General features: G+C 42.4%; 20 protein-coding genes, 1 pseudogene and 2 riboswitches. Of the genes and pseudogenes, 1 reads left to right on the forward strand and 20 read right to left on the reverse strand.

What is annotated here, in order from left to right; all coding sequences use genetic code 11:
* The 7 genes from UF75_RS13505 to fabZ all read right to left on the reverse strand — a co-directional run.
* Window positions 1-242: transporter substrate-binding domain-containing protein (locus UF75_RS13505; RefSeq protein WP_045575123.1), on the reverse strand; the 242-nt coding region annotated here is incomplete at its 3' end.
* A gap of 534 nt (window positions 243-776) precedes the next feature.
* Complete coding sequence (locus UF75_RS13510) at window positions 777-1079, reverse strand: zinc-ribbon domain containing protein (RefSeq protein ID WP_045575124.1); 303 nt, start codon at window positions 1077-1079, stop codon at window positions 777-779.
* A 64-nt stretch (window positions 1080-1143) separates the two neighbouring features.
* Window positions 1144-1884 carry a ComF family protein gene (locus UF75_RS13515; protein WP_045575125.1) on the reverse strand — a complete coding sequence of 247 codons (741 nt, stop codon included), beginning with the start codon at window positions 1882-1884 and terminating at the stop codon, window positions 1144-1146.
* Window positions 1859-3628, reverse strand: coding sequence for a DEAD/DEAH box helicase family protein (locus UF75_RS13520; RefSeq protein WP_242860234.1), 1770 nt, complete (start codon window positions 3626-3628; stop codon window positions 1859-1861). Before UF75_RS13520 ends, UF75_RS13515 begins: the two co-directional genes overlap by 26 nt.
* 9 nt (window positions 3629-3637) lie before the next feature.
* Window positions 3638-4009, reverse strand: a complete 372-nt coding sequence (locus UF75_RS13525) for a hypothetical protein (RefSeq protein ID WP_045575126.1) — start codon at window positions 4007-4009, stop codon at window positions 3638-3640.
* 22 nt (window positions 4010-4031) lie between these two features.
* Entirely contained in the window at window positions 4032-5603 is a 1572-nt protein-coding gene (locus UF75_RS13530; RefSeq protein WP_242860235.1) for an O-antigen ligase family protein, read from the reverse strand.
* Window positions 5604-5824: 221 nt separating this feature from the next.
* The gene (fabZ, locus tag UF75_RS13535; protein ID WP_045575128.1) at window positions 5825-6265 is read right to left on the reverse strand and encodes a 3-hydroxyacyl-ACP dehydratase FabZ; all 441 of its coding nucleotides are present in this window, start codon (window positions 6263-6265) and stop codon (window positions 5825-5827) included.
* A 117-nt stretch (window positions 6266-6382) separates the two neighbouring features.
* Here fabZ and UF75_RS13540 point away from each other — a divergent pair, with 117 nt between their 5' ends.
* Window positions 6383-7495, forward strand: a complete 1113-nt coding sequence (locus UF75_RS13540; RefSeq protein ID WP_045575129.1) for a glycosyltransferase — start codon at window positions 6383-6385, stop codon at window positions 7493-7495.
* Window positions 7496-7662: 167 nt separating this feature from the next.
* On the opposite strand, the gene UF75_RS13545 is transcribed toward UF75_RS13540, so the two are convergent.
* The 13 genes and pseudogenes from UF75_RS13545 to UF75_RS13605 form a co-directional block, all read right to left on the reverse strand.
* The gene (locus tag UF75_RS13545) at window positions 7663-8826 is read right to left on the reverse strand and encodes a hypothetical protein (RefSeq protein ID WP_045575130.1); all 1164 of its coding nucleotides are present in this window, start codon (window positions 8824-8826) and stop codon (window positions 7663-7665) included.
* Complete coding sequence (gene sigI / locus UF75_RS13550) at window positions 8823-9536, reverse strand: RNA polymerase sigma-I factor (RefSeq protein ID WP_045575131.1); 714 nt, start codon at window positions 9534-9536, stop codon at window positions 8823-8825. The genes UF75_RS13545 and sigI overlap by 4 nt, the downstream gene beginning before the upstream one ends.
* A gap of 43 nt (window positions 9537-9579) precedes the next feature.
* Window positions 9580-10305: a WecB/TagA/CpsF family glycosyltransferase gene (locus UF75_RS13555; RefSeq protein WP_045575144.1), complete on the reverse strand. Its 726-nt coding sequence runs from the start codon at window positions 10303-10305 to the stop codon at window positions 9580-9582.
* A gap of 159 nt (window positions 10306-10464) precedes the next feature.
* Window positions 10465-11469, reverse strand: coding sequence for a rod shape-determining protein MreB (gene mreB, locus UF75_RS13560; protein ID WP_045575132.1), 1005 nt, complete (start codon window positions 11467-11469; stop codon window positions 10465-10467).
* A 206-nt stretch (window positions 11470-11675) separates the two neighbouring features.
* The gene (gene spoIIID, locus UF75_RS13565; RefSeq protein ID WP_009619498.1) at window positions 11676-11924 is read right to left on the reverse strand and encodes a sporulation transcriptional regulator SpoIIID; all 249 of its coding nucleotides are present in this window, start codon (window positions 11922-11924) and stop codon (window positions 11676-11678) included.
* A 362-nt stretch (window positions 11925-12286) separates the two neighbouring features.
* Entirely contained in the window at window positions 12287-12610 is a 324-nt protein-coding gene (locus UF75_RS13570; RefSeq protein ID WP_045575133.1) for an STAS domain-containing protein, read from the reverse strand.
* Between the two features lie 39 nt (window positions 12611-12649).
* Window positions 12650-13900 carry a GAF domain-containing SpoIIE family protein phosphatase gene (locus UF75_RS26285; protein WP_052693241.1) on the reverse strand — a complete coding sequence of 417 codons (1251 nt, stop codon included), beginning with the start codon at window positions 13898-13900 and terminating at the stop codon, window positions 12650-12652.
* 5 nt (window positions 13901-13905) lie between these two features.
* A complete protein-coding gene (locus tag UF75_RS13580) occupies window positions 13906-14976 on the reverse strand; it encodes an HD-GYP domain-containing protein (protein ID WP_045575134.1) in 1071 nt (356 codons plus the stop codon).
* A gap of 118 nt (window positions 14977-15094) precedes the next feature.
* Window positions 15095-16963 (reverse strand): FapA family protein, encoded by a 1869-nt coding sequence (locus UF75_RS13585; protein WP_045575135.1) that lies wholly within the window; start codon window positions 16961-16963, stop codon window positions 15095-15097.
* Between the two features lie 357 nt (window positions 16964-17320).
* The gene (locus UF75_RS26290) at window positions 17321-18682 is read right to left on the reverse strand and encodes an ATP-binding protein (protein WP_052693243.1); all 1362 of its coding nucleotides are present in this window, start codon (window positions 18680-18682) and stop codon (window positions 17321-17323) included.
* 109 nt (window positions 18683-18791) lie between these two features.
* Complete coding sequence (locus UF75_RS13595) at window positions 18792-19145, reverse strand: STAS domain-containing protein (RefSeq protein ID WP_045575136.1); 354 nt, start codon at window positions 19143-19145, stop codon at window positions 18792-18794.
* Window positions 19146-19173: 28 nt separating this feature from the next.
* Window positions 19174-20214: an HD-GYP domain-containing protein gene (locus UF75_RS13600; RefSeq protein ID WP_197079399.1), complete on the reverse strand. Its 1041-nt coding sequence runs from the start codon at window positions 20212-20214 to the stop codon at window positions 19174-19176.
* A 120-nt stretch (window positions 20215-20334) separates the two neighbouring features.
* Window positions 20335-20419: riboswitch (cyclic di-GMP riboswitch) on the reverse strand.
* 303 nt (window positions 20420-20722) lie between these two features.
* Window positions 20723-20811, reverse strand: a riboswitch (cyclic di-GMP riboswitch).
* A gap of 279 nt (window positions 20812-21090) precedes the next feature.
* Window positions 21091-21177 (reverse strand): annotated as a pseudogene (locus UF75_RS13605) (sporulation transcriptional regulator SpoIIID); the annotation flags it as partial.
* Window positions 21178-21239: the final 62 nt, after the last annotated feature.

Here is a 21239-nt window from a genome sequence, read left to right on the forward strand (position 1 = left end):
CCCATGTCTTTCCCAAGGGCATTAATCAGCTCAATATCGAAGCCCGTTGGTTGTTGCTTTTCATCCATAAACTCAAACGGTGCATAGGCGATATCCGAACCAACCTTCAGGACCTTTTCAACTGGAGCAGGAGCTGCTGGTGCCGGTGCTGCTGGCGCGCCAGTACTACCGCATCCAGCTAGCGTCAGGAGGCTTAAACTAAGTAACCCGGCTAATACAAGACGAAATTTTGGTTTAAACATTTTTATTCCCCTCTCTTTTGGATGTGTTCCGCAACAATTTTCTAAAAGTTTCTGCATTATGCGTTAGCTTCATCCTTGTCTATTCCGATTATACATACTAATGAATATCTATACAACACTAATTTATGCATGTTATAGCTATTTTTTTAGCCCTGATCCAAAATCTGGGCGGATTAAGTAACGCCCAAAGGATTATCCCCAAAAAGTTACACACAGGAGTGTGTGTATAGTGTGGATAAGTGCAAGGAATACCCTATTTTCCAAGATGAGATTGTGGATAACCCTGTTGACAACCTTTTTAGAGTATAAGTTTATAAAGAAAACTTGGCTGGCGCCAAGCCTTGGCGTAGGCGGCCGCCTTAGTTGCCCTTATGCTTCCAGACGAAGACACTGTCTTCGCACGTATTAGTATTCTTGCAGTATACAACGAAGTTATACTTTCTGACTAGTATAAGGAAAACAAAAAGCACTGGCCGACGAATCGCCTACCAATGCTTGTCAATTTCTAAAATATGCTAATTCAAGTTGCTTGAATTAATATTGCTCACGAGCTGGACGATGGTGCTGATAGCACTCACGGCAGTATACTGGACGATCTGATGTCGGTTGGAATGGAACTTGAGTTTCTACTCCACAGTCCGCACAAACGACAGTAAACATTTCACGTGATCTTCCTTCTTGGGAATTACGATTGGTTTTGCGTACGTTGCGACATTCACGGCAACGTTGTGGTTCATTCTCAAAACCCTTTTCAGCGTAGAATTCTTGCTCCCCAATTGTAAAAATAAAAGTTACTCCGCAGTCTTTACATACTAGATCTTTGTCTTCAAAGGCCATGAAAGATATTCCCCTTACGTAAAAAAATGTAATAGGCTGTGCCCATCCAGTCATTATTATAAACCTATTCACTCGAAGGCACAAGTTTTTTTTCTCGGCCAGCAGCTAAGCACAAGCCATAAATTGTCCGAACTCCGCTACCCCGAAGTACTTCTGCCACTGCCTCGAGCGTTGCTCCTGTTGTCGTTACATCGTCCACTAACCACACACTTCGCCCCGAATAATCCTCTGGATTAGGCACAGCAAAAACACCTCTTAAGTTTTGCAAACGTTCTTTACGAGAAAGTAGCACCTGAGATACCCTAGTCTCAATTCGTTTAACTCCTTGAAGAATTGGCAATCCCAGTTCCCAATGTAAGGCGGAAGCAATAACCTCCGCCTGATTAAATCCACGCTCTCCTAGTTTTGTAGCATGCATTGGAACTGCCACGACGCCGTCAACTGCCGGAAGTTGACTAATAGCCCATTCTGAAAAAGGTTTTATAATCTGCCCTATATAGTTTGGATGGGCATTAAATTTTACGTTCTGAATAAATTCCTTTAATCCACCGTAATAATGTCCCCAGGCAACTACCTTATCAAGCTGTTTTGGGCCCTTGCCGGCTTCACAATCTTGACACTGTAGCAGGTCAATGGGAATTAACTTTCCGCACCCTAGGCAACGTCCAAGCTCAGGATGTAAGTAGTTTTCAGTACAAATAGGACAGATTGGCCCGTCCCCTTCACTACATAAGACACAAACTGGTTCATTCTTATACCAAAGCGAACGGAGGAACTCACTAGAGACTCCTCTGAGATCTTTCAAGGTTTCTCCTCCCTTCTTGCTGATCGAGAAGTCCTAACTCCATTGCACGTCTATTTTGGTCCTTGATCCAACGAACTGCTGTCTTCATGGCTGGAGATATTTGCTTGGAAATATAGATGACCCCTCCTCCTGGACATTCTTGAGTTCGCCCTACTCTGCCAGCCATTTGAACCAAGGCACGTTCATCAAAAATTGAATGATCCGCCCCGAGAACCACCACTTGTATTCCGGGTAACGTGACACCACGCTCTAAAATGGTCGTACTCACAAATAGATCAAACTCGCCCCGAATTAGGCGTTTTATCTTTTGGGCACGTCCTAAATCAGAACTGTAGCTACCGTCAACCTTCCAGTCGGGAAAATATTGTCTTAATGACTTAATCCAAGAACCAACCCAGGAAATTTTTGGGACGAATACCAGCACCGGCCCTTCTCTCCTTAAAGTTCTTATTTGTAGAACCACTTCTTCAGTACACCCGTTACAGTTAGGTTCCAGGGAATAGGCCGATTTAAGCCAAACAGGAATCGGCAAAGGCTTACGATGGTGCCGTGCCGGTAGCTGAATGAGTCGCATCTTGCCCTGCTTTACTAACTTTAACCCTTCTGGAGATGGAGTAGCAGTTAAGTATAATATCTTTCCCCCTTGGCGTAAAGCGTGCTCTAATCCCCAGTCCAAAGCCTTACTCCCTTGATAAGGAAAGGCATCCATTTCATCCATAAAAATAATATCAAAGGCTCGCCAAAATCTTAAAACTTGATGTGTCGTTGCCAACACTAACCCACCACTTTGAAACTTAACTGAGCTTTCCCCAGTCAACACTTGCAATGGATACTTGGGAAAATCCCTTTTTAATCTTGGCATAATGTCATAAATAACATCTTGTCTCGGAGCAGCAAAAAGTACTGACTTTCCCTGTTTAAGTGCCCATGCTGCTGACGGGAAACAAACTTCGGTTTTTCCTGCTCCACATGCCGCCCAGAGCAGTGCTCTACCTTCTGACGCTTCTTGAATATAGTTTAAAACTTGTACGCTCGCTAGACGTTGAGCCTCGGTTAAGTCCCAATGTGGTAGGAAAATAACCTCTCGTGGGCTTTCAATCAATAAACGTTGATCCCGATAAAGCACGTCGAGAGAGGTGCTTACTCCAATGCTCTGGCAACCACGGCATGTTGCAGCCGTCCCATATAGACTGGGCCACTCTTCCACGTCCTCCTGCCCACATCGTTGACACTGCCATCCTCTACCATGCTGTTTAACCGAGGGAACCCACTGAGCCTTTCCTTGAACCACGTTACGATGGGCAAGTTCAATGACCCTCTCCTCTAGAATCTTAAGTTCTCGGGCAAGCCCTCTAAAATCACGAATCGAAATTTGCCTCCCTAGGACAATTTGATTGAACCTAACCCCTATCTCGTCCTTCACTTCCTCCTCAAACCGCCCTTGATGGGACAAGGTATTTGCCTGAATTTGTTCCCAACTAAAGTGCAACGTGTCCCCACAGATATCGTTTAGTAACCTGATAATTTCTAGTTTAGTGTTTTTATTTTTACCAAAATTCCACATATCGAGCAGCTTCCGCCTATGCAACTGATCCTGAATCTCCTCAATGACTGCTAACGGAAGCGGGGTAGTGAGGAGGCTAACGTCAGAACCCTGCTTGTCCCTCTCAAGATGGGGAAAATAACTGACGATACCATTTTTGTTTATCGTCAGGAAAAAAAGCATAACTACCCCTCTCTCCATCCTCATCCGTTATATTTTATAGCCCTTCGCGTCATTTTCACTCTCACAGCTTAACGGATTTTCGTAAATCCTTATTTCTGGGAAGCGACGCTGAAGACAAGCTATGTAAATCTCATCATGATCATGCGAGAAATTGAGATGAACGCACACCTCAACCTTGATTGGCGCCATAAACTTAAGAAACCACAAGTGTTTTTCCAACTCCCTGCTTTCCTGAGCCATGTACCAATTATAGTTTAAACTCTGGGTCCGACTGACGAGGCCTTCCTTCCAGGCCCCAATTTTAGCCTGCCATTTGAAGGGGATACCCCATTCCCAACTTGAATTTGCTCTCCATAATACTGCGCCTAAGATTAATACAACGCCCATCAACAACGTCATACTCTCGCCCCCTACTCACAACTTATGTTTTGAAAAGGAGTTGCGTGAGTTGTCTCTGTCGAGCATATTCAGCGAGAAGCAGAATATGTGGAGAAGGTGAGAAAGCCTGATGCCCCTGCCATAGCAAACGTTCGGTTGAAGTTAGACCCTTGACTCTTTCATCAATGTTATTAGGCACTTCTTCAACCCAGCGATAGAGCCTATTTGCCGTTTCTGGGTTCGTTCCCCGCTGTACCTCTGCAGCATCCCATACGACGGACTGAGCCCATTCATACGCTTCTATATTAAAAGGTTGCCATTTGAGCACTTCTTCCACTGCCACCAACCCAGAAATAATCTTTCCATGTTTAAGTAAATGTTCGGCGCGCTTTTGCCTCGTGCTACTTTGCGTTTGGTCCCAGATCAAACTTTTATCCCAGAATGAAATGCTCCTTTCTGAGTCCCGTTCACTCCATTGAACCGCATAAGCATTCCAAGTTCGTTCTTTCTCAATGTAGGTTGGATTGAAGAGCAGGCTTCCACAAACAAAGCACAAGAGACAACTAAAGACCATCATTACCTGGTTACTGATGCTCTGCGTCCAAGTCCTTTTTGAATAGAAAGAACGGGGATGTGGATCAAATTTTTGAAGACTTCCGAAAAGCAGCCAGAATAAACATCCCAAGGAACCAAAGGAAAAATCCGCATCGACTAAACTATGGAGTCCTAAAAAGAGCAAAGCAGCCCACACCTGAATCTCAGCCTTGTTCCCTAGATATTCAACCCCTGTTTTATAGAACTTACGCTTCTCTCTCCAAGTCTTCCAAGCCTGCGCCAACCACAAACTTCCCCAAGTCCCCACACATAGTATCCCGAGAACCCCTTGATTCAGAAGGATATGTATAAAACTAGAATGGGGATCAGCTGTCCAATATGGAAAATGCTGAACGGTCGGAAAGGCTAACCACCCACCCGCTTGGGGAAGCCCTCTTGCGTCCCAGGCTAACCTTATTCCATCCTTAAAATAGACCAACCGTTCCTGCCAACTTGAAGAAGAAATGTCCCAAGTTGTTAGATTTTCCCAAGCCGCTCTGTTGTTGAGTATTATAAGAACTATTCCAGAAATAACTAATCCGATTAACCACAGTCTTCTCAGATAGTTCCCTGAGCCTAATATTGGTTTTCTAATCGCTCCTGCTTGTCTTGATAAGATAAACTTCTGTCCCATAAAGATAACTACAAATAATCCCACACCTGCCCGGGAACCCGTAGCTAATAGAGAAATCACCAGTAAAATCTGAGCTAACTTCCTTTGTGGATTAAGCAAGAGAACAGCTCCCAAAAAGGCTGCCATAGCATTGGGATAACCAAAAACCGAACTCAGCCTTCCCGCTACTTGGCCTACCCAAGGTACCCAACCCATCATGGCAACTGCAATTGCCAGCCATTCGATATAATTTAGTAATTTTTCCTTAGTTTTTTGATCCGAGGAAATACGTATACCCAACCGATAGGTGAGCCAAAAGATTCCCCAATGCAATGCTTCCATGAATCCATCCGCAGCCTTGACAGGATGAACTATCCCTAAGCCTGATAAAATAAGCATTACTAACATTAACGCATCTGTTAGGCCTAGGGTAAAATAGTTTCCTGACCCAAACTTAAACCTTTCGATCCAATGCGATGCTATAACGTAAAAAGATATAACAAAGCCAAAAACAAGCCAATCCTGAGGATAGTAAAGTCCGTGGTTTATAACACTGATAGCTAAAAAAAGAGCTAGGAAGCGTGCTCTGTTGCTCCTAACTCTGCTGTCTTGTTGTAACGATAAACCAATCACTGGGTGGGCTTCATCCGCTCTAAAAAGAATTTAAGGGTCCCTTCCGCCGCCAAATCTTCCCCGACATACGCTCTACCCTTAGCGACGCCGAACGTTTTCCTCAACTTGACAAGTTCTACTTCTAAACGAAGCTGATCTCCAGGGATTACTTGCTTCTTAAACTTGACATCATCCAGACCCGCAAATAACCCTAAGTAACCTTTATACTCGGGCATTGTAAGAATAGCTACCGTTCCGACTTGGGCCAGGGCTTCGATAATTAGAACCCCTGGCATGATGGGATGCCCCGGAAAATGACCTTGAAAGAACGAATCACCATTGGAAACGTTCTTTATTCCCACCGCTCTCTTCCCTTTGTCTAATTCTATGATCCGATCGACTAGCAGAAAAGGATAACGATGAGGAATAATATCCTGGATTTCTCGACTCTGTAACAAATGAAATTCCTCCTTGCAGATATGAACCCTTTTGTCTTATGATTAAGTACGATTAAACATTTACCTACTAGCAAACAGTATAACCAAGTTTCTGGTCGAAGGGAAGATAGTGAGGACATGAAAAAAACCTACAATATTCTACATATTATTGGAGGCGGAGAAGTTGGCGGAGCTGAACAGCACGTTTTATCTCTGATCAAGGGTATCGACCGGACTCGTTTTGCCCTACATCTTGTCTGTTTATCACAAGGACCCTTCTCAAATTTGGCTATGAAAAATAACATTCCAGTCCAAACTTTCCCAATGCGCTTTCCTCTTGACCTTACTCCCCTGCCTCCTCTGGTCCGCTGGATTAGACAACATAAAATACAACTTGTTCACACCCACGGTTCTAGGGCTAATCTCTTAGGTCGCTTAGGGGCAAAATGGTTGGGAATCCCTACTCTAACCACCGTTCATAGCTCCTTAGCTCACGATTATCTTTCCCCTTGGGCTGCCCGAATAGCCTTAGGACTTGACCGTCTTACCCTCCCCCTGACATCCGGAATTATCACGGTATCCGAATATTTAGCAAAGGAGGTTGCCTTAAGAGGCGGACGGAATCTGGAAACCATCTATAATGGCCAATCCCCCATCTTCTTTGCAGATCCGACTTCTTCTCGACATCAATTCCGCAGGCAATGGGGAATTCCAGCGGAGGCACTTGTTCTTGGAACAATAGGCCGCCTTCATCCGACAAAAGGGCATACTTATTTAATTAAAACGGCAATTGAACTACTTAAGAGATTTCCAAACCTTCACCTTTTATTAATTGGAGAGGGTCCGCTACGTCAAACCCTAGAAGCCGAACTTGAGCGAAATGCCATTCCTTATACTCTGACTGGCTTCCTTCCCTCAGCCTATCTTGCGCTCCCTGCAATGGACCTTTTCGTCTTACCTTCAATCAGTGAAGGGATGGGATTAGTCCTTCTTGAAGCAATGCAAGCAGGAGTTCCGATTGTCGCAAGTGATGTTGGCGGAATTCCTGAGGTTATTCGTGCTGGACAAGACGGGCTACTTTTCCCTCCTGGCGATGTTGCAGCCTTTACAAAAGCCTGTACTGCTATCCTTGAAAATCATACTTTGTCAACGACTCTTACCCAATCAAGCCAAAAACGATGGCACACGTTTTCTATGGATAGTATGGTCAGAGAAACCGAGCAAGTATACACCCGCTTAATTGAATCGTGATTGGGCCAATTTTAAGACTCCCACTTCTTGTAAGTGGGAGTCAATTTTCTGTCTCGGTGGGTCAAAGCCCATACTTCGCTCTTTAGAATTGCTAATTCGGCGATACTCTCCTCTGGAGACTATCGTCACCGACGTCTCAATGTCCAGCTTTTGCTGGACGAATTAATCTATTTAGATTTTTTAGACCGTTCGTTCTCGTTTTTAGTTTTCTCATTAATATTATCATTAACTTGGCCATCTATTTTATCATCTATTTTATCATCTATTTTATCATCCACTTTTTCATTTATTTTTTCATTTACTTGATCATTTATTTTTTCATGTACTTGATCATGTACTTGATTGTTCATTTTATCGTGATCGCTTTCAGCCTTAGTTTCCGGTGGCTGTTTCTGGCTTGCCACTGGTTCTTTATCCTTTTCACTCCTAGGATTTGGTGTCTTAACAACGGAGGGGGACTCATTAGGGTTCTGTTTCTCCGGACCTTTTTCAATCGGGTTATCTAATGCCCTAGATTTCTCCATTGATGTCCCAGGTGTTAGAGGCAAATTAGGATCGATTTCCTTCTTATCTGCTTTAATCAACGCTTTAACCTGTGGGTTTTCAAGTAATCGAACCCGTTCCGTGGTGTCTTTTAGTTTTCCTGATTCAGTTATTACCCCGGCCTTTTGAGCCGCCTTCCAAAGTCCAAACTCTCCTAAGCTCAAATCTCCTTTTTGAGCTAGGTCCCTATCTTGGGGGGTCAAGGTGAAAACTGCCACTTCAGGGGTAAGTCCTTTTTTCGCGATGGGTCCAGTGACCCAATTACTAATTTGAAGCTCATTGAGTTCCTTTGGCATTTTCTCTATACTTTTATCCGTCATTGGTGAATATCCCACAACAATCCAATTATGTTCAGGGTTAATAAAGTTCTGATTATAAGCCAGAGTGACAATTTTCTCTAATACTTCGTCAATCGGTTTGCCTTTGAGGGCAATCTGAGTCAGCATTTGGCGAGCATCCTCATTTTGGTTTTGTAATTCTAAGAATCGTCCTTGAGTATCTACCGTAAATTGCAAACTAGGATTAATATCGACTGAGACTAAGGCTACCGCTGTTGGCGCTTGATAAAGATTCCAGCCCATAAGCGAAGTTAATGTCATAAGGAAAAGTGCTGCTACCCCCACCCAGACGCGTAATCCCCAAAAACCAGCTCTGGCAACATTCAGTTCAATTTCGTCTCCCACCTCAGCGTTAATTTGTCTCTTTACTTGGCGAAAGGTGCCCTCCCTATCGAGAACCGTGTAAGATGTCCCCGACTTTTCTAATACTACAGCTTTTAGTTTGCTCAACCCTTCACCCCCTCGTCCTGACGAAGTACATATTCCCTTAAATAAACGTAGTCATGCTGGTTTGCTATCAGCAGAGCCACCGCTAAAATATATTTTCGTCCCCGTTCCAACACCTTTAGATTAACCCGGGTTTTTAACGCTAACGCTTGCATAGGGATTTTCCCCTTTCGTTCTACCTGGAGCCACAAATCGGGATCCAGTGCTAATTCCCGAGCCACCCTCAGCAAAGTTTCACGGGAATCCCGATGTTTAGGAGACACTGCGACTAAATCCTGAAACGTTAGCTGAAACACTGACAAAGCCTTAGAAAACTGTTGGATTTCCGCAGCCCTCTCACTGTTCTGTTCTCGTAGGCTATACTCATCTATCCCAAGATGAATATCTATTCCCCGCCCAATATCTTCTTGGTCGAGGGAAATTGCCTGTCTCAGACGTTGCTTACGGTAATAATCAATCAAGCGGCGTTTAATTAAAACCCTAGCATAGGCTAAAAATGGGACTCCCTTATCCTCAACAAACAGATCGATAGCATCATTAAAAGCTATTAAGGCTTCCGATAATTCGTCATCTCGTCCCCATTCCAGAGTGCGAAAACACACTTGGCTCGCTACATGACGAATAAACGTTTGGGATTCGGCTAAGAAATCCTCTCGGGCTTCTAAGTCCTCCTTCAAACGATGCCATTGCCGTTGTTTTTCCCATTCTGGCATGTTTTTTTCCTCCTAATTTTGTATACGAAGTAAAGACTCTCTTTCAAGGGGTCTTCCTGCCTATTCCTTGTAATAATACTTTGATTACAAAACGTGGTAGGACAGTTTGTCGTTTCCATCGCCGAGGTTCCTTCCACAAACGATAGAGCCATTCCAGATGAAACTCTTGGAGACGTTTGGGCGCGCGTATTACGATACCTGCCAGAGCATCAAAGCTTCCGCCTACTCCTATACTTACCGTTGCTAATTGGGGATGTTGAGCCAGCCAATATTCTTGACGAGGTGCTCCCAATCCTACGAGTAAAACATCCGGTTGAAAAGCAAGGATATCTCTTAACACACGATTTTCTTCTTCCAAACTAAAGTAACCGTGATGCCCTTTCAAATCAATTTCAGGGTATTTTTGCACAACCTGTTTGATCGCCTTTTCAACCACTCCAGGCTTCCCTCCTAAAAAGAAAAGCCGCCATTTCTGGGCATTGGCTATGGGAAATAACGACTGGACTAAGTCAATCCCTGTCACCCGTTCTTGAACTGGGGTCCCTAATTGTCGAGCAGCCCAAACAACACCAATTCCATCAGCAGTTATGATATCTGCTGAATTAATAAGTTCTCTAAGCCGTTGATCTTGGTTAGAAGCATAGATCATCTCAGGATTGGCAGTCACCACTCTTGTCCTGACCTGATTTTCTACCGACAGCCGAATTTTTTCTACAGTCTCTCGCATGGAATATGTATTTACGGTGATCCCAAGAATATCAACCCTCATGAAAGTCATTCCTTTCCGTGCAAGTTGGGGACGGTTCTTGACTTGTAAATCCCTCTCATTCTTAACTATAAAGTCCAAGGAAAGAAGACCTTATCCGAATTTTCGGATCCAGTCACTAGCCTCGGACTATTTCAGTGCATTAGGTATTTACTTTAAACTTTATTTATGCAGGTATTTCCCAGATAGTACTTTTCCAGTGCCTAAGGCCACGCATGAAATAGGGTCCTCGGCTATACTCACCGGCAGTCCAGTCTCACGAGCCAAGCGGATATCAAAACCGTACATTAACGCCCCTCCACCTGTCATAATAATCCCTTTATCAAGGATGTCCGACGATAATTCAGGCGGGGTCCGCTCCAATACTTCCTTAACTCCGACAACTATGGCATCTACCGACTCCTCAAGGGCAACATAGCATTCTTTGGAATTCACTTTTATCGTTTTGGGTAAACCGGTAATTAAGTCACGACCTCTTACATCAATGTCTTCGCAGGGGCGACCTTCTGGTATTGCTGAACCAACTGCGATCTTAATTTCTTCAGCTGTACGTTCTCCTATCATGAGATTATGCTCACGTCGAATATAACGACTAATTGCCTCATCAAATTTATCCCCGCCAACCCGAAGACTGCGTTTTGCCACTATACCATTAAGCGAAAGTACTGCAATATCAGTAGTCCCTCCACCAATATCTACAACCATACTTCCGGTTGGTCCAGATATATCTAAGCCCGCTCCCAAGGCCGCAGCATACGGTTCTTCCACGACTTTAACATCTTTAGCCCCAGCCTGATAGGCTGCCTGTTTTACCGCCCTTTGTTCTACTTCTGTTACCCCAGACGGAATACAAACTACTACCCGCGTTCTATAAAATGGCCAACGCTTGGCACCTGCTTTTTCCAGAAAGTATTTCAACATAAGTTCTGTTGTCTGATAGTCAGCAATGACGCCATCACGCATAGGGCGTACAGCTACAATATTACCAGGTGTTCGACCGATCATTAACCTGGCTTCCTCTCCTACAGCTATTCGCTTATTGGTATTACGGTCAATAGCAATCACCGAAGGCTCATGTAACACAATTCCCTTGCCTTTGGCGTAAACCAAAACACTGGCTGTGCCCAAATCTATTCCTAAATCAATTCCAAAATCAATTCCAAACATTAGTAGAGATACCCCTTTCGTCATCTGTAGCTTGTCCATCTGAATATAAACTATAAACAAATAGCATAATCTCCCTCTCGGGAGATCCGCTATTTAAGTTAGTACTAAAATTATTCGTGATTAAATTGATAATCCCTTTTGTTTTTACAAGTTTTTTTAAATTCTCCATCTTAATCTTAATTTTACTAAAACCTAAGCCAATTAAGCTAGTTTTCCTGATATTTTTTTCGTGTCGCTTCTCCCCCTCGAATATGTCGTTCCGCTTTGTTAGTCTCAAGGATGTGCTTTACTTCCATAGATAACTTCTCATTGACCAAAGGTAATCGTTCTGTCACATCTTTATGAACCGTGCTTTTCGATACTCCAAAGACATCAGCCGTTTGCCGAACGGTTGCGCTCGATTCCAATATGTAAGTCCCAATATCGAGCACCCGTTTGCGTATATATTCTTGCACGCAGAGCCCTCCTTCGTCCACAAGTGTAGTACATTTATATGCGTGCTCCATAAAAAAAGACATCCGTAAAAGGATGTCCTCAGTTGGTAAATACTGTGATGTTTTCTTAGGCACTGACCTTTGCACTTCTTCTCCATGCCATACTTCGTAGTGAAGTTGAAGTTGAGGTTGATCGCTTTCGCCCTCAGCGGCAGTAAAGTGTCCGACCTGACCGAGCATCCTGAGCCTCTACTGTTGTTAAAGCTGAGAAAGACAAACTAAATACTATGTCACGGGAGACTATTTCAACTCATGTCTCTATCTTATATCGCTAAACCCACGTTCTTTGACTGAGTATCGAGATCCTGATAGTATAGGTTCATTTATACCTGTTTGACTTCGAATGTTTCTTCGCCAAAAATCTCTGGTAAACCCAAAATATCCAATACTTCAAAAACCTCTGGCAGAATATTATTTATCTTTATAGTAATTTCATTTTTCCTACACGCCCTGATTACGCTTGCAATACCACCCACACCAGTCGAGTCAACGAACCTAATGTTTTCGAAATCGCAGATAACTTTTTTTATCTCACCCAAATGATTAATGCTGTTCTGTAATAATTCAACTGTAGAAATATCAAGAACTCCACTCATTTGTAGAATCATTATATCGTTTTCCTTTTTTCTTTCAATTTCCAACGACATTTTTACCACTCCTTGCAAATCCTTTTTTCCCCAGGCAACTCATTCCTCAACCTTTAAAACTGCCAGAGTTATATCATCAGTCTGGTGATAGTCGCCCGTGAATTGTCCTAAATCTACAATCAAACGATCGATTATCTGAGAAGCGTCATACAGGGCATTACTGTTCAGTAATTCAGCTACCTTTTCAACTCCTAACTGTTTTTGGGCCGAATTCAAAGCTTCTATTAAGCCGTCAGTGTAAAAGAGCACTATGTCCCCTTTCTGTAACCGGACTCCACTAATTTGGTAGATCTTATTTTCCACACCACCAATATAAGCTCCCTTTAGTTGTAAAGGTTCAACTTTTTGAGTCTTGCTTCGAAATAACAGAGGCGGTAGGTGTCCGGCATTGGAAAATAAAAGTGTTTTGTTGTAAGGATCGTATAAAGCATAAAGTAATGTGACGAAAATACCTTGGCGTGATAAATCAGGAAAGAGCACTGAATTTACTTGACTTACAGCGATATGTGGTTGGGTATCGTCTTTAGCCGCTGTGCGCATCGCGACCTTGGTCATGGCCATCCATAAAGCAGCGGGAATGCCTTTACCCATCACATCACCAATTGCAATGCCAAGATGTTTACTATTAGTCAAAAATATATCCAAATAATCCCCGCCCACTTCATTAGCCGGAATCGTTCGAACTCCTAGAGAGATTCCTTGTAAAACAGGCAATTCTTTTGGCATCAAATCAAATTGAATGCGGCGGGCGGTTTCTAACTCTTTCACTATCCTTTTATGGTTAGCTTGAGAATATTGCTTATAGTTATAGAGTCCGTTTGTCAGTTCGCTGCCCACTTTTTGGACCAGGGACACAAAATTTTCTCTTTCCTGGTGTGTGCGTTTATTGCAATTATCCCAAATACAAAACACACCGATAAGCTCACTTTTGTTCTTTAAAGGGTAAGCAGTCACCCAAAGATCATTCCGTTTTGCCTCATGAAAATTCTCATCGTTATGAATATTATGCAAAACCAGGCCGTTTCCCTGTTCAAAGACTAAAGCCGCGGCTTGGTAATCTAAATTCGGCAAGGAATAACTTAGCTTTTCCCCAGCTTGAAAAAAGGCCAGTCTCTGCTGCCCTATCCCGCCTTGGTGAGTGGCTATCCAGATACTTGAACCTGTAACTCTTAACTCTTGACATAAGAGAGCAACTATTTGGTTAAATACTTCGTCATTATCCTGCTGAGCCTTAATAAGGAGGGAACAAACTCGATACAAAAGTTGAGTTTGCCTAAATTCATTAAACAATTACCTTAACCCTCCTCTATTACCCGGGTAATAAAGTAATTTGAACTGTAGACCAAATTAATTTCATAAGGAGGAGTTATCAGCTTGCCATCCCTGTCGATGAAAACTCTTACTTCCGGACGGGTGGGATGTTTCCTGGACGTTTGAATCACGACCGCCTTTTCCCCGGTATTAAGTAAGACAGTCGTACCCACAGGAAAGAGCGCAATAATATTCATAAAATGCTCGACAACCTCCGGATCAAGGAATATCCCTCGATTCGCCATGATGATCTCTAGTGCTTGAAAAGGCATGCAACGGGGGCGTCCGACGATACTCGTAGTCATTTTATCATAAATATCGGCCACTGTGACAATTCGGGCAAATTCACTGATTCCTTCTCCTTTTAACTGGCGGGGATAACCGGTACCATCATATCTTTCATGGTGTTGAAGGGCAACATGGGCAGCCGCTAGACTGAACTCTCTAATATTTTTTAAAATCTCAAAACCGGCAATTGTATGTCCTTGGAAAAGTTGCTCTTCCTCCTCATTTAAAGGATCAACTTTGTTAAGTAAGTGCTCGGGGAACTTACTTTTGCCGATGTCATGTAACAAAGCACCAGCTGCAAGCTTGCTCAACTTTGTGTGATCGTACCCCATAGCAATACCGGTAATAATCGAAAGAATTGCTACACTGACACTGTGACCATAAGTAAAATCATTGATAGCTCGAATGTCCAGAACATTAACCACAATATCTCTATTAGCCAATAGTTCATTGATGATGTTATCGACTACGTCATTCACCATTTGGATATCAAAACTACTGGAATTCAAATTAATATTACTCATTACTTCTTTGGTGACCTTTAGGGCCTCGAGCCTGGTTCTTTCTGACACCACATCATCGATTTCAATCTCGCCGACGGCATCATCGCGAATATATACCGAAGCTATGCCCAACTCTTTTAGCCGGTTGATAAATCTCGACGTTAATTCGACACCCGCTGCAAGTAAGGTCGTACCGTTTTCACCGTGAATCGTTCTGCCGATTTCCATTCCCTCTTCTAAGTTTTCGACGGATATTATACGCATATTCATAACCTCATTTTAGATTTATTTAAAACACTATCGATCATTATTTTGCATTATCTGGTAAACCTTACTTGCTGACAGGAAGAGGTTTGGTTCCTCATATTCGTTCAATATTCGTTCAATATTCGTTTGCATTTTCAACGATTAAATGTCCTTTACTTACTTGCGCCCGTAAGTATCTTTGGTGTTCTTGCACTACTTTTATATCCGTTGCATGACGGATCACAATGCCCGGATAAGCAATAGCTGCTTCCAAAACACAATTGTCCAGCAAACTGATATTAACCTCGCCATCCTTGTTTGAGCCCAATTCCATAACTTTAATTCCCTCCCGTGCGCTGAGGTGCCCACCCCTGACTACCCCACTGTTAATTACTATCTTTCCTTCGGCATGTAACTGAGAAATAATACTTGCTTTTCCGGTAATAATGATATCACCGTTTGCCTGTGCTACACTGTTTTGCAGATAACTAACGGCAATATTTGCTGCATTTACGACTAACCCATCTACAATATTTAGAGACTCCTGTAATTCTTGTATGAGTAATTCTATTTCATTTTGATGTTGTATGCGCAATGGTCCGAGATTACATAACTTTTGACTTAAGTGCTGAGTAATTTGCACAAGGTCAACTATAAGACCTTGATTTTCTTCCTTCAGAACAATTTCGATTAACTCATAAATCAAGGGTGGAATATCCCTGAATTTATAGTCAATTAATAACTTAACAAGTTGACCCTCACCGTTTTCCTTGAGGTCACCCGTAGTAAAAGCACGCTGGGCTTTTAGCAACTTCATGGCCGCAAGTAAATTCTCAAGCCGGTTTAATAACTGGGTAAGCATCTTATAAATCCATTTGTAGGGAACAGCCAAACCACCTGCTTGTAGTCGAGACGAAATGGCCTTTTTATTGACGACAATATCTCCATTGGCATACAAAGCAGCATGCAGGACATCGCCTAAAACCCGAATACTCCCACTTGCTTCGATTGAGAATCCGTCGTATACACTACCTTTTACAATAACATCGCCTTTAAATTTAATGTTTCCAACCGTGAGGTTCACATCACCCTCCACAATATAAACAGGACGTACAGATAAGTACTTTTTACTGTATCCCTCCAGCACAGGCTTACCACTTCTTGTTGCAATGGCGACTGTACCCTCATTAATGAGTTCGACTCCATCTTTAATTAATATGGGAACATCTTTCGGCATTCTCACTAATGCCGGATTTTCTGTAACATCGATTCCTGGCTTACCTGGGACAGGCGGTCTCTTAATGGCTACAATTTCTCCAAGAGAAACCGAATGGATTTTACCATTCCCATAGGGATTTCTTGCTGATACGCTCCAGTCTTCATCCTGGAAATTGTACATAATCGAAGCATCTACGCTTTCAACAGGAAAAAGACCGGTTGCGATTTCTACAGTAAATTCTCCAGCTGTGTCTTGAACTGCTTTCATTATAGCGTCTTTCTGAATTCCAAAAACCACACCCTTGTTTTGTAATGCCTCCATGACATCTTCATATTGAATCGGAGCTGGTTCTTCTTCTATTACACATCTCGCTATAACCTTAACTATCTGCATTGGCTTACAATCAATAAGAGCATACTTTTTTCCAAACGCTTTCTTAACTAATAAAAAAGCTTTCATTTTATCTTCTATTATACTAATTTCCAGATCCACTGAAGGTGCAGTATCAAGAGTTTTGATCTCAACAGTATCATGATCGTTAATAAAGGAAGGAGTTTCTATTTTCTTTCCGTTGAGATAAATTTCAACATTTTCTCCGGCCATGATCAAGGGGAACCTGCCTAATCCACGGGGTGGGGTAAAAAGTAACTCACCGTTTCTGATCTCAATGGAACCATCGAAAACGGAGTCAGGAATTACTTCTTTTTTTTCCTGTATCTCCCGGTATACCCTTGTACGTTGATGTTCTGATTTATCGCCAACAGTTTGTTTATTTTTTAAAGCCATGATTTAACCTCCGTCATATTTTATTACAAAAAACGCTAAATCATCCTTACTTTCTACGTTATCCATATGTCTGTTAACGTCTTCCAAGACCTTTTCCGCCAGCCCGCAAATATCAAGTTTCCTGCCATTATCACAATTTATTTCACCAGAAATGTAAATTGTTTAGCTCCATTTCCAGTTCTAATTGCATTATCTCGATTTGTTCCCTTAGTAACTTTTGAGCCAGTTTACGTTCTGTGATATTATGCTCTTCCTCTTATCACTTTCGATTGGATCAAATCTGTACAGTCTTACAGCAAAACATCCCTTGTGCAACCGGAAAGTGGTTTTGCGATCGAATATTTTTGTCGTCTGGATTCATGAATCCATAAGGTTCAGAAAATCCATAGCCAAAGAAGTTCCACGCTCAGATGTTGAAAGATATATCTTATCTGCAAACCTGTAAATAATACTAAACCCATAGCCCATGGAAACTTTGGTGGAAAACCCCTGCAGAAAAATCATATTGGGTAGTTTATCAAAGTCCATCCCCGGACCTTGATCAGCAACGCTGACCCGGACACCATGATCGAGCGCGCGAATTTGCATAATCCCGTACCCTGCATGTTTAATGACATTGGTTACCGTTTCGGAAATACTTAGGACAATATGAGCCAAATGTTGCTGAGAACACCCCCGTTTTTCCAGATAAGCCGCAATCAATTCCCGGGCGGCATTCACATCTGTCACGGCGGCGATTATGACTTCCTCTTGAAACACTCCTTCACGTTTTAAAAGCTCAAACTCTTCCTCATTCAATAAATTAAACTTTCCTTGAGTTACCGCGTAAATGACATCGCGGTAGACATGGAAAATCTTTTCCCTTTGCATCCTGGTATTTTGCAGGTCCCGTTCAATCATCTGCTGATAATTCGTCATCATGTCATTTGCTGCGTTTAGGGTATCCCCTAGGATTTCGAACTCATCTCCGGTTTTAATATAGATCCTGTGCTCGTAGTTTCCCATCCTAATTCTGTTTACTCCTGCCGTCATTTGTTCAAGCGGCTGGGTAAAACTTTTAACCCGCTTACTGGTTGTGTAAAATGTTAAGCCCAGAGAAAAAACAAAAATGGCCAGCGCCCAGAGTGCCAGTTTTCGTTCCTGGTGAAAAATATTTTCAGCAGCAATATGAAGGCCAACAATGCCTACGGTTTGACCGTTGCTATTTTTGATTGGCGCATAACCGCACAAACCAGCACCCCACTGGCCGATCATTAATCTTTTATCGGCAATTCCATCAGCATAGGCATAGGCCTGTTTTATAGCGTCTTGTCCGGTTGCATCGTAAACATCGCCGATATGAAAAGGTGCCTTCGTTTTCGCATCAACGATAAATTCCCACTTTTCCCCCTCGCCTAACATGCGCATCGTATAAATATCCGTTATATCCGGGTTTACTTTTTGGATATCTTGGAGAACTTTCTGAATCTCCCGGTATTCCGCACAATTCTCGTCCGCCCTGGTCCGTAACCGGTCATGGGCCTGACCGTCAATTAGAATAGCAGCAGTTGAGGCTAAGCTGGTAACTCTTAGCTCATAGCGATTCTTTAATTCAAAGTAAAAGACATAAAAATACGTACCGAGAGTCACCAACAAAATAAGGGTAAGCGAAAAGACTGAGCTTAACATCATCTTTCGTCGCAAAGTCCCGTTCACTAGCGGTTTCCCCAAAGAAAACATACTCGCTGACCCCTTTCTCTTCCCCAAATACCGTCAGCCCTAAATACATACCCTTCCCAATCCTACTTTCCCGCAGATAACGGCTGGGCCTCTATTGGAACAAATCTCCTCATACTTTCTCTTTAACAATCAAGTTAGTCAAGCCTTTCGGGTATTCAAACACTTCACTACCGCAAATTTCCGGTACGCTTAAAATAGCCAAAATTTCGTATATGGAAATCGGGATATTCTTTATAAATACGTTAATTTTCATTTTGCGAAACGCTTGTACCGAGTCAATAATACCGGCTATACCTGTCGAATCGACAAATCTAACTCCTCCGAGATCAATGTCTAATTTGTCCAAGCCCTGGAAATATTCCAAGCTTAATCGAAGAGCCTCAACGGTAGAAATATCTAAAACCCCGGATAAACTTAACAGGCCTTTGCCATCGATAATCTTTCTTTCTATTTTTAATAACACTGTAAGACCTCCACTCCAATTAAACAAATCAAACCCCGTTCATCCTCATATCTTGGGTAAGATGAGCTGAGCTAAAATCAATGGCACTTACCGAAAGACTTAAATCGTGGAGCAAATCCACGATTTTTTCCTTTTTCACGGGATGACCTTCCCAGTCTGAGATTATCCGTACAACCGGGCGTGTGGGAAGACCAAGGGGAATAGCAATCACAGTGCCTGTTTCTCCCGTATTAAGAGTGACTCGGGAATTTTCGGGATATAGGATTAAGCTACTTCGGAAAGCTTTAACGACATCTGAAGAGAAATTAATATTGACTCTAGACAAAATCATTTCTAACGCATGATAGGGGGGAAGCCCCTTCCGGTAGGGACGATCTGCCGTTAACGCATCAAAGACATCCGCCATTGCGACAATTTGAGCACCGTGATAAATCGCTTCTCCGCTCAAACAGTCTGGATATCCTTGTCCATTCCAACGTTCATGATGTTGCCGGACTATTTTTAAAACTTCCTCTGATGGAATTACAGACCTTAGCATTTGTTCGCCGAGGCCCGGATGTTGTTTGATAATCTCAAATTCCCTGGCTGTTAAACCAGATGGTTTATCGAGTATTTCACAGGGAATCATTAGCTTTCCCCAATCGTGAAGAAGGGCACCAAGGGCCAAGTTATTGAGCATCAACGGCCCATAACCCATTTGTAAGCCAACGATTGTAGCCAGTAAAGCAACATTAACAGAATGGACATAGCTATAATCATATGACTCTAATTCGCTAAGGTCAACGGGCAATCCGGAGTTTTCCTTCGATTTACGAATTAACTTTGCCACAATTGTCGTTGCAGTATGTAAATAATCCTGGCGTATAAAATTAGGTTCGTAATAAACACGTTTCAATGAATTTAAATGGTGTTGATGCCCTGTGGACAACAGTGTGTCGGAATGGTTCTTATTGATCCATTCATAAGTAACTACATAAACTTCCCGCATTTGATCGCGCTCTATAATGTCCTTCGTCACGGTTTTACCCTTTTCTAAAAGCAAACACCCTTGGGCATCGAACAAATCCAATTCCATAGGCTCTCCCAGGGAAAGACGATTGACAGATAATGGCCGTATATTAAGTTTCCAGAAAAACCACCCCCAAAAATATAAACGCCACTCCTAAAAGGAATGGCGACATAAACCCTGTTCGGAAACCCGGCGATCATCACCCTTACGTGGAAGACCCGTAGCTTTGCGTCCCTAACTTTCGTTAGGTTTGCCTTTGTCGCAGCCCTGTAAGATGCAGTTTTCCGTGTACATTAATTATCATAATTATGGTTATATATCGCAAAAGCCAATACGGCCTGGATATACCTTACTAAGCCCAGATGTAGTCACATATTTATTTTTCATCGCATGTTATTCCTCTGCAATTTACCCATATGCACCCTCTTAGGTAGATTAAATTGATTCCATATATATAAATACTTGTACAACCAAAATATGTATGTAAAATAATATTCGAATATGTTCATGGGCTTTTTCTAAAAAAGAAAAAAGCAACTTATTGATAGCTGCTCCATACATAAATTTATTTTGCAGCTAGGCTATCATATTCCGGTAAGGAAATTAGACCCTTTGGCTTTGCGTCTCGCACTTTCGTGCGGTTTGCCCTAGTTTTGAGAAATTTACTTTGTAGTAATTAGTCCTATGATGAAATGGGACTAATTACTTTATTTTAATATACCATTAGAACTATTGTTTTTCAATACATTTTTGGTTTATCGACAAAAATCTACTCAACCTGGAAAAAACAAAAATCAGAGCGTTAAAATACTACGTTCTGGCAGTACAAGTTCATTATATACTTGTTCACTGACTCCCATTGGGCCGAGCGCAATCGAAACAAATCCCACGTTATATATTGGCAATAATAAGACTCTATTAAAATATGAAAAATAAAACATCAGCCGTTTGCCTGACGGTTGCGCTCGATTCCAATATGTAAGTTCCAATATCGAGCACCCGTTTGCGTATATATTCTTGCACGCAGAGCCCTCCTTCGTCCACAAGTGTAGTACATTTATATGCGTGCTCCATAAAAAAAGACA

It is taken from the genome of Desulfosporosinus sp. I2, assembly GCF_000960765.1.
Taxonomy (GTDB): domain Bacteria; phylum Bacillota; class Desulfitobacteriia; order Desulfitobacteriales; family Desulfitobacteriaceae; genus Desulfosporosinus.

Coding starts and splice junctions, on each gene's coding strand:
- UF75_RS13510 (WP_045575124.1), bottom strand. CDS start 1,079: ATGGCCTTTGAAGACAAAGATCTAGTATGTAAAGACTGCGGAGTAACT.
- UF75_RS13520 (WP_242860234.1), bottom strand. CDS start 3,628: ATGGAGAGAGGGGTAGTTATGCTTTTTTTCCTGACGATAAACAAAAAT.
- UF75_RS13525 (WP_045575126.1), bottom strand. CDS start 4,009: ATGACGTTGTTGATGGGCGTTGTATTAATCTTAGGCGCAGTATTATGG.
- UF75_RS13530 (WP_242860235.1), bottom strand. CDS start 5,603: ATGTTAGTAATGCTTATTTTATCAGGCTTAGGGATAGTTCATCCTGTC.
- UF75_RS13540 (WP_045575129.1), top strand. CDS start 6,383: ATGAAAAAAACCTACAATATTCTACATATTATTGGAGGCGGAGAAGTT.
- sigI (WP_045575131.1), bottom strand. CDS start 9,536: ATGCCAGAATGGGAAAAACAACGGCAATGGCATCGTTTGAAGGAGGAC.
- UF75_RS13555 (WP_045575144.1), bottom strand. CDS start 10,305: ATGAGGGTTGATATTCTTGGGATCACCGTAAATACATATTCCATGCGA.
- mreB (WP_045575132.1), bottom strand. CDS start 11,469: ATGTTTGGAATTGATTTTGGAATTGATTTAGGAATAGATTTGGGCACA.
- UF75_RS13570 (WP_045575133.1), bottom strand. CDS start 12,610: ATGTCGTTGGAAATTGAAAGAAAAAAGGAAAACGATATAATGATTCTA.
- UF75_RS13580 (WP_045575134.1), bottom strand. CDS start 14,976: ATGCGTATAATATCCGTCGAAAACTTAGAAGAGGGAATGGAAATCGGC.
- UF75_RS13585 (WP_045575135.1), bottom strand. CDS start 16,963: ATGGCTTTAAAAAATAAACAAACTGTTGGCGATAAATCAGAACATCAA.
- UF75_RS26290 (WP_052693243.1), bottom strand. CDS start 18,682: ATGTTTTCTTTGGGGAAACCGCTAGTGAACGGGACTTTGCGACGAAAG.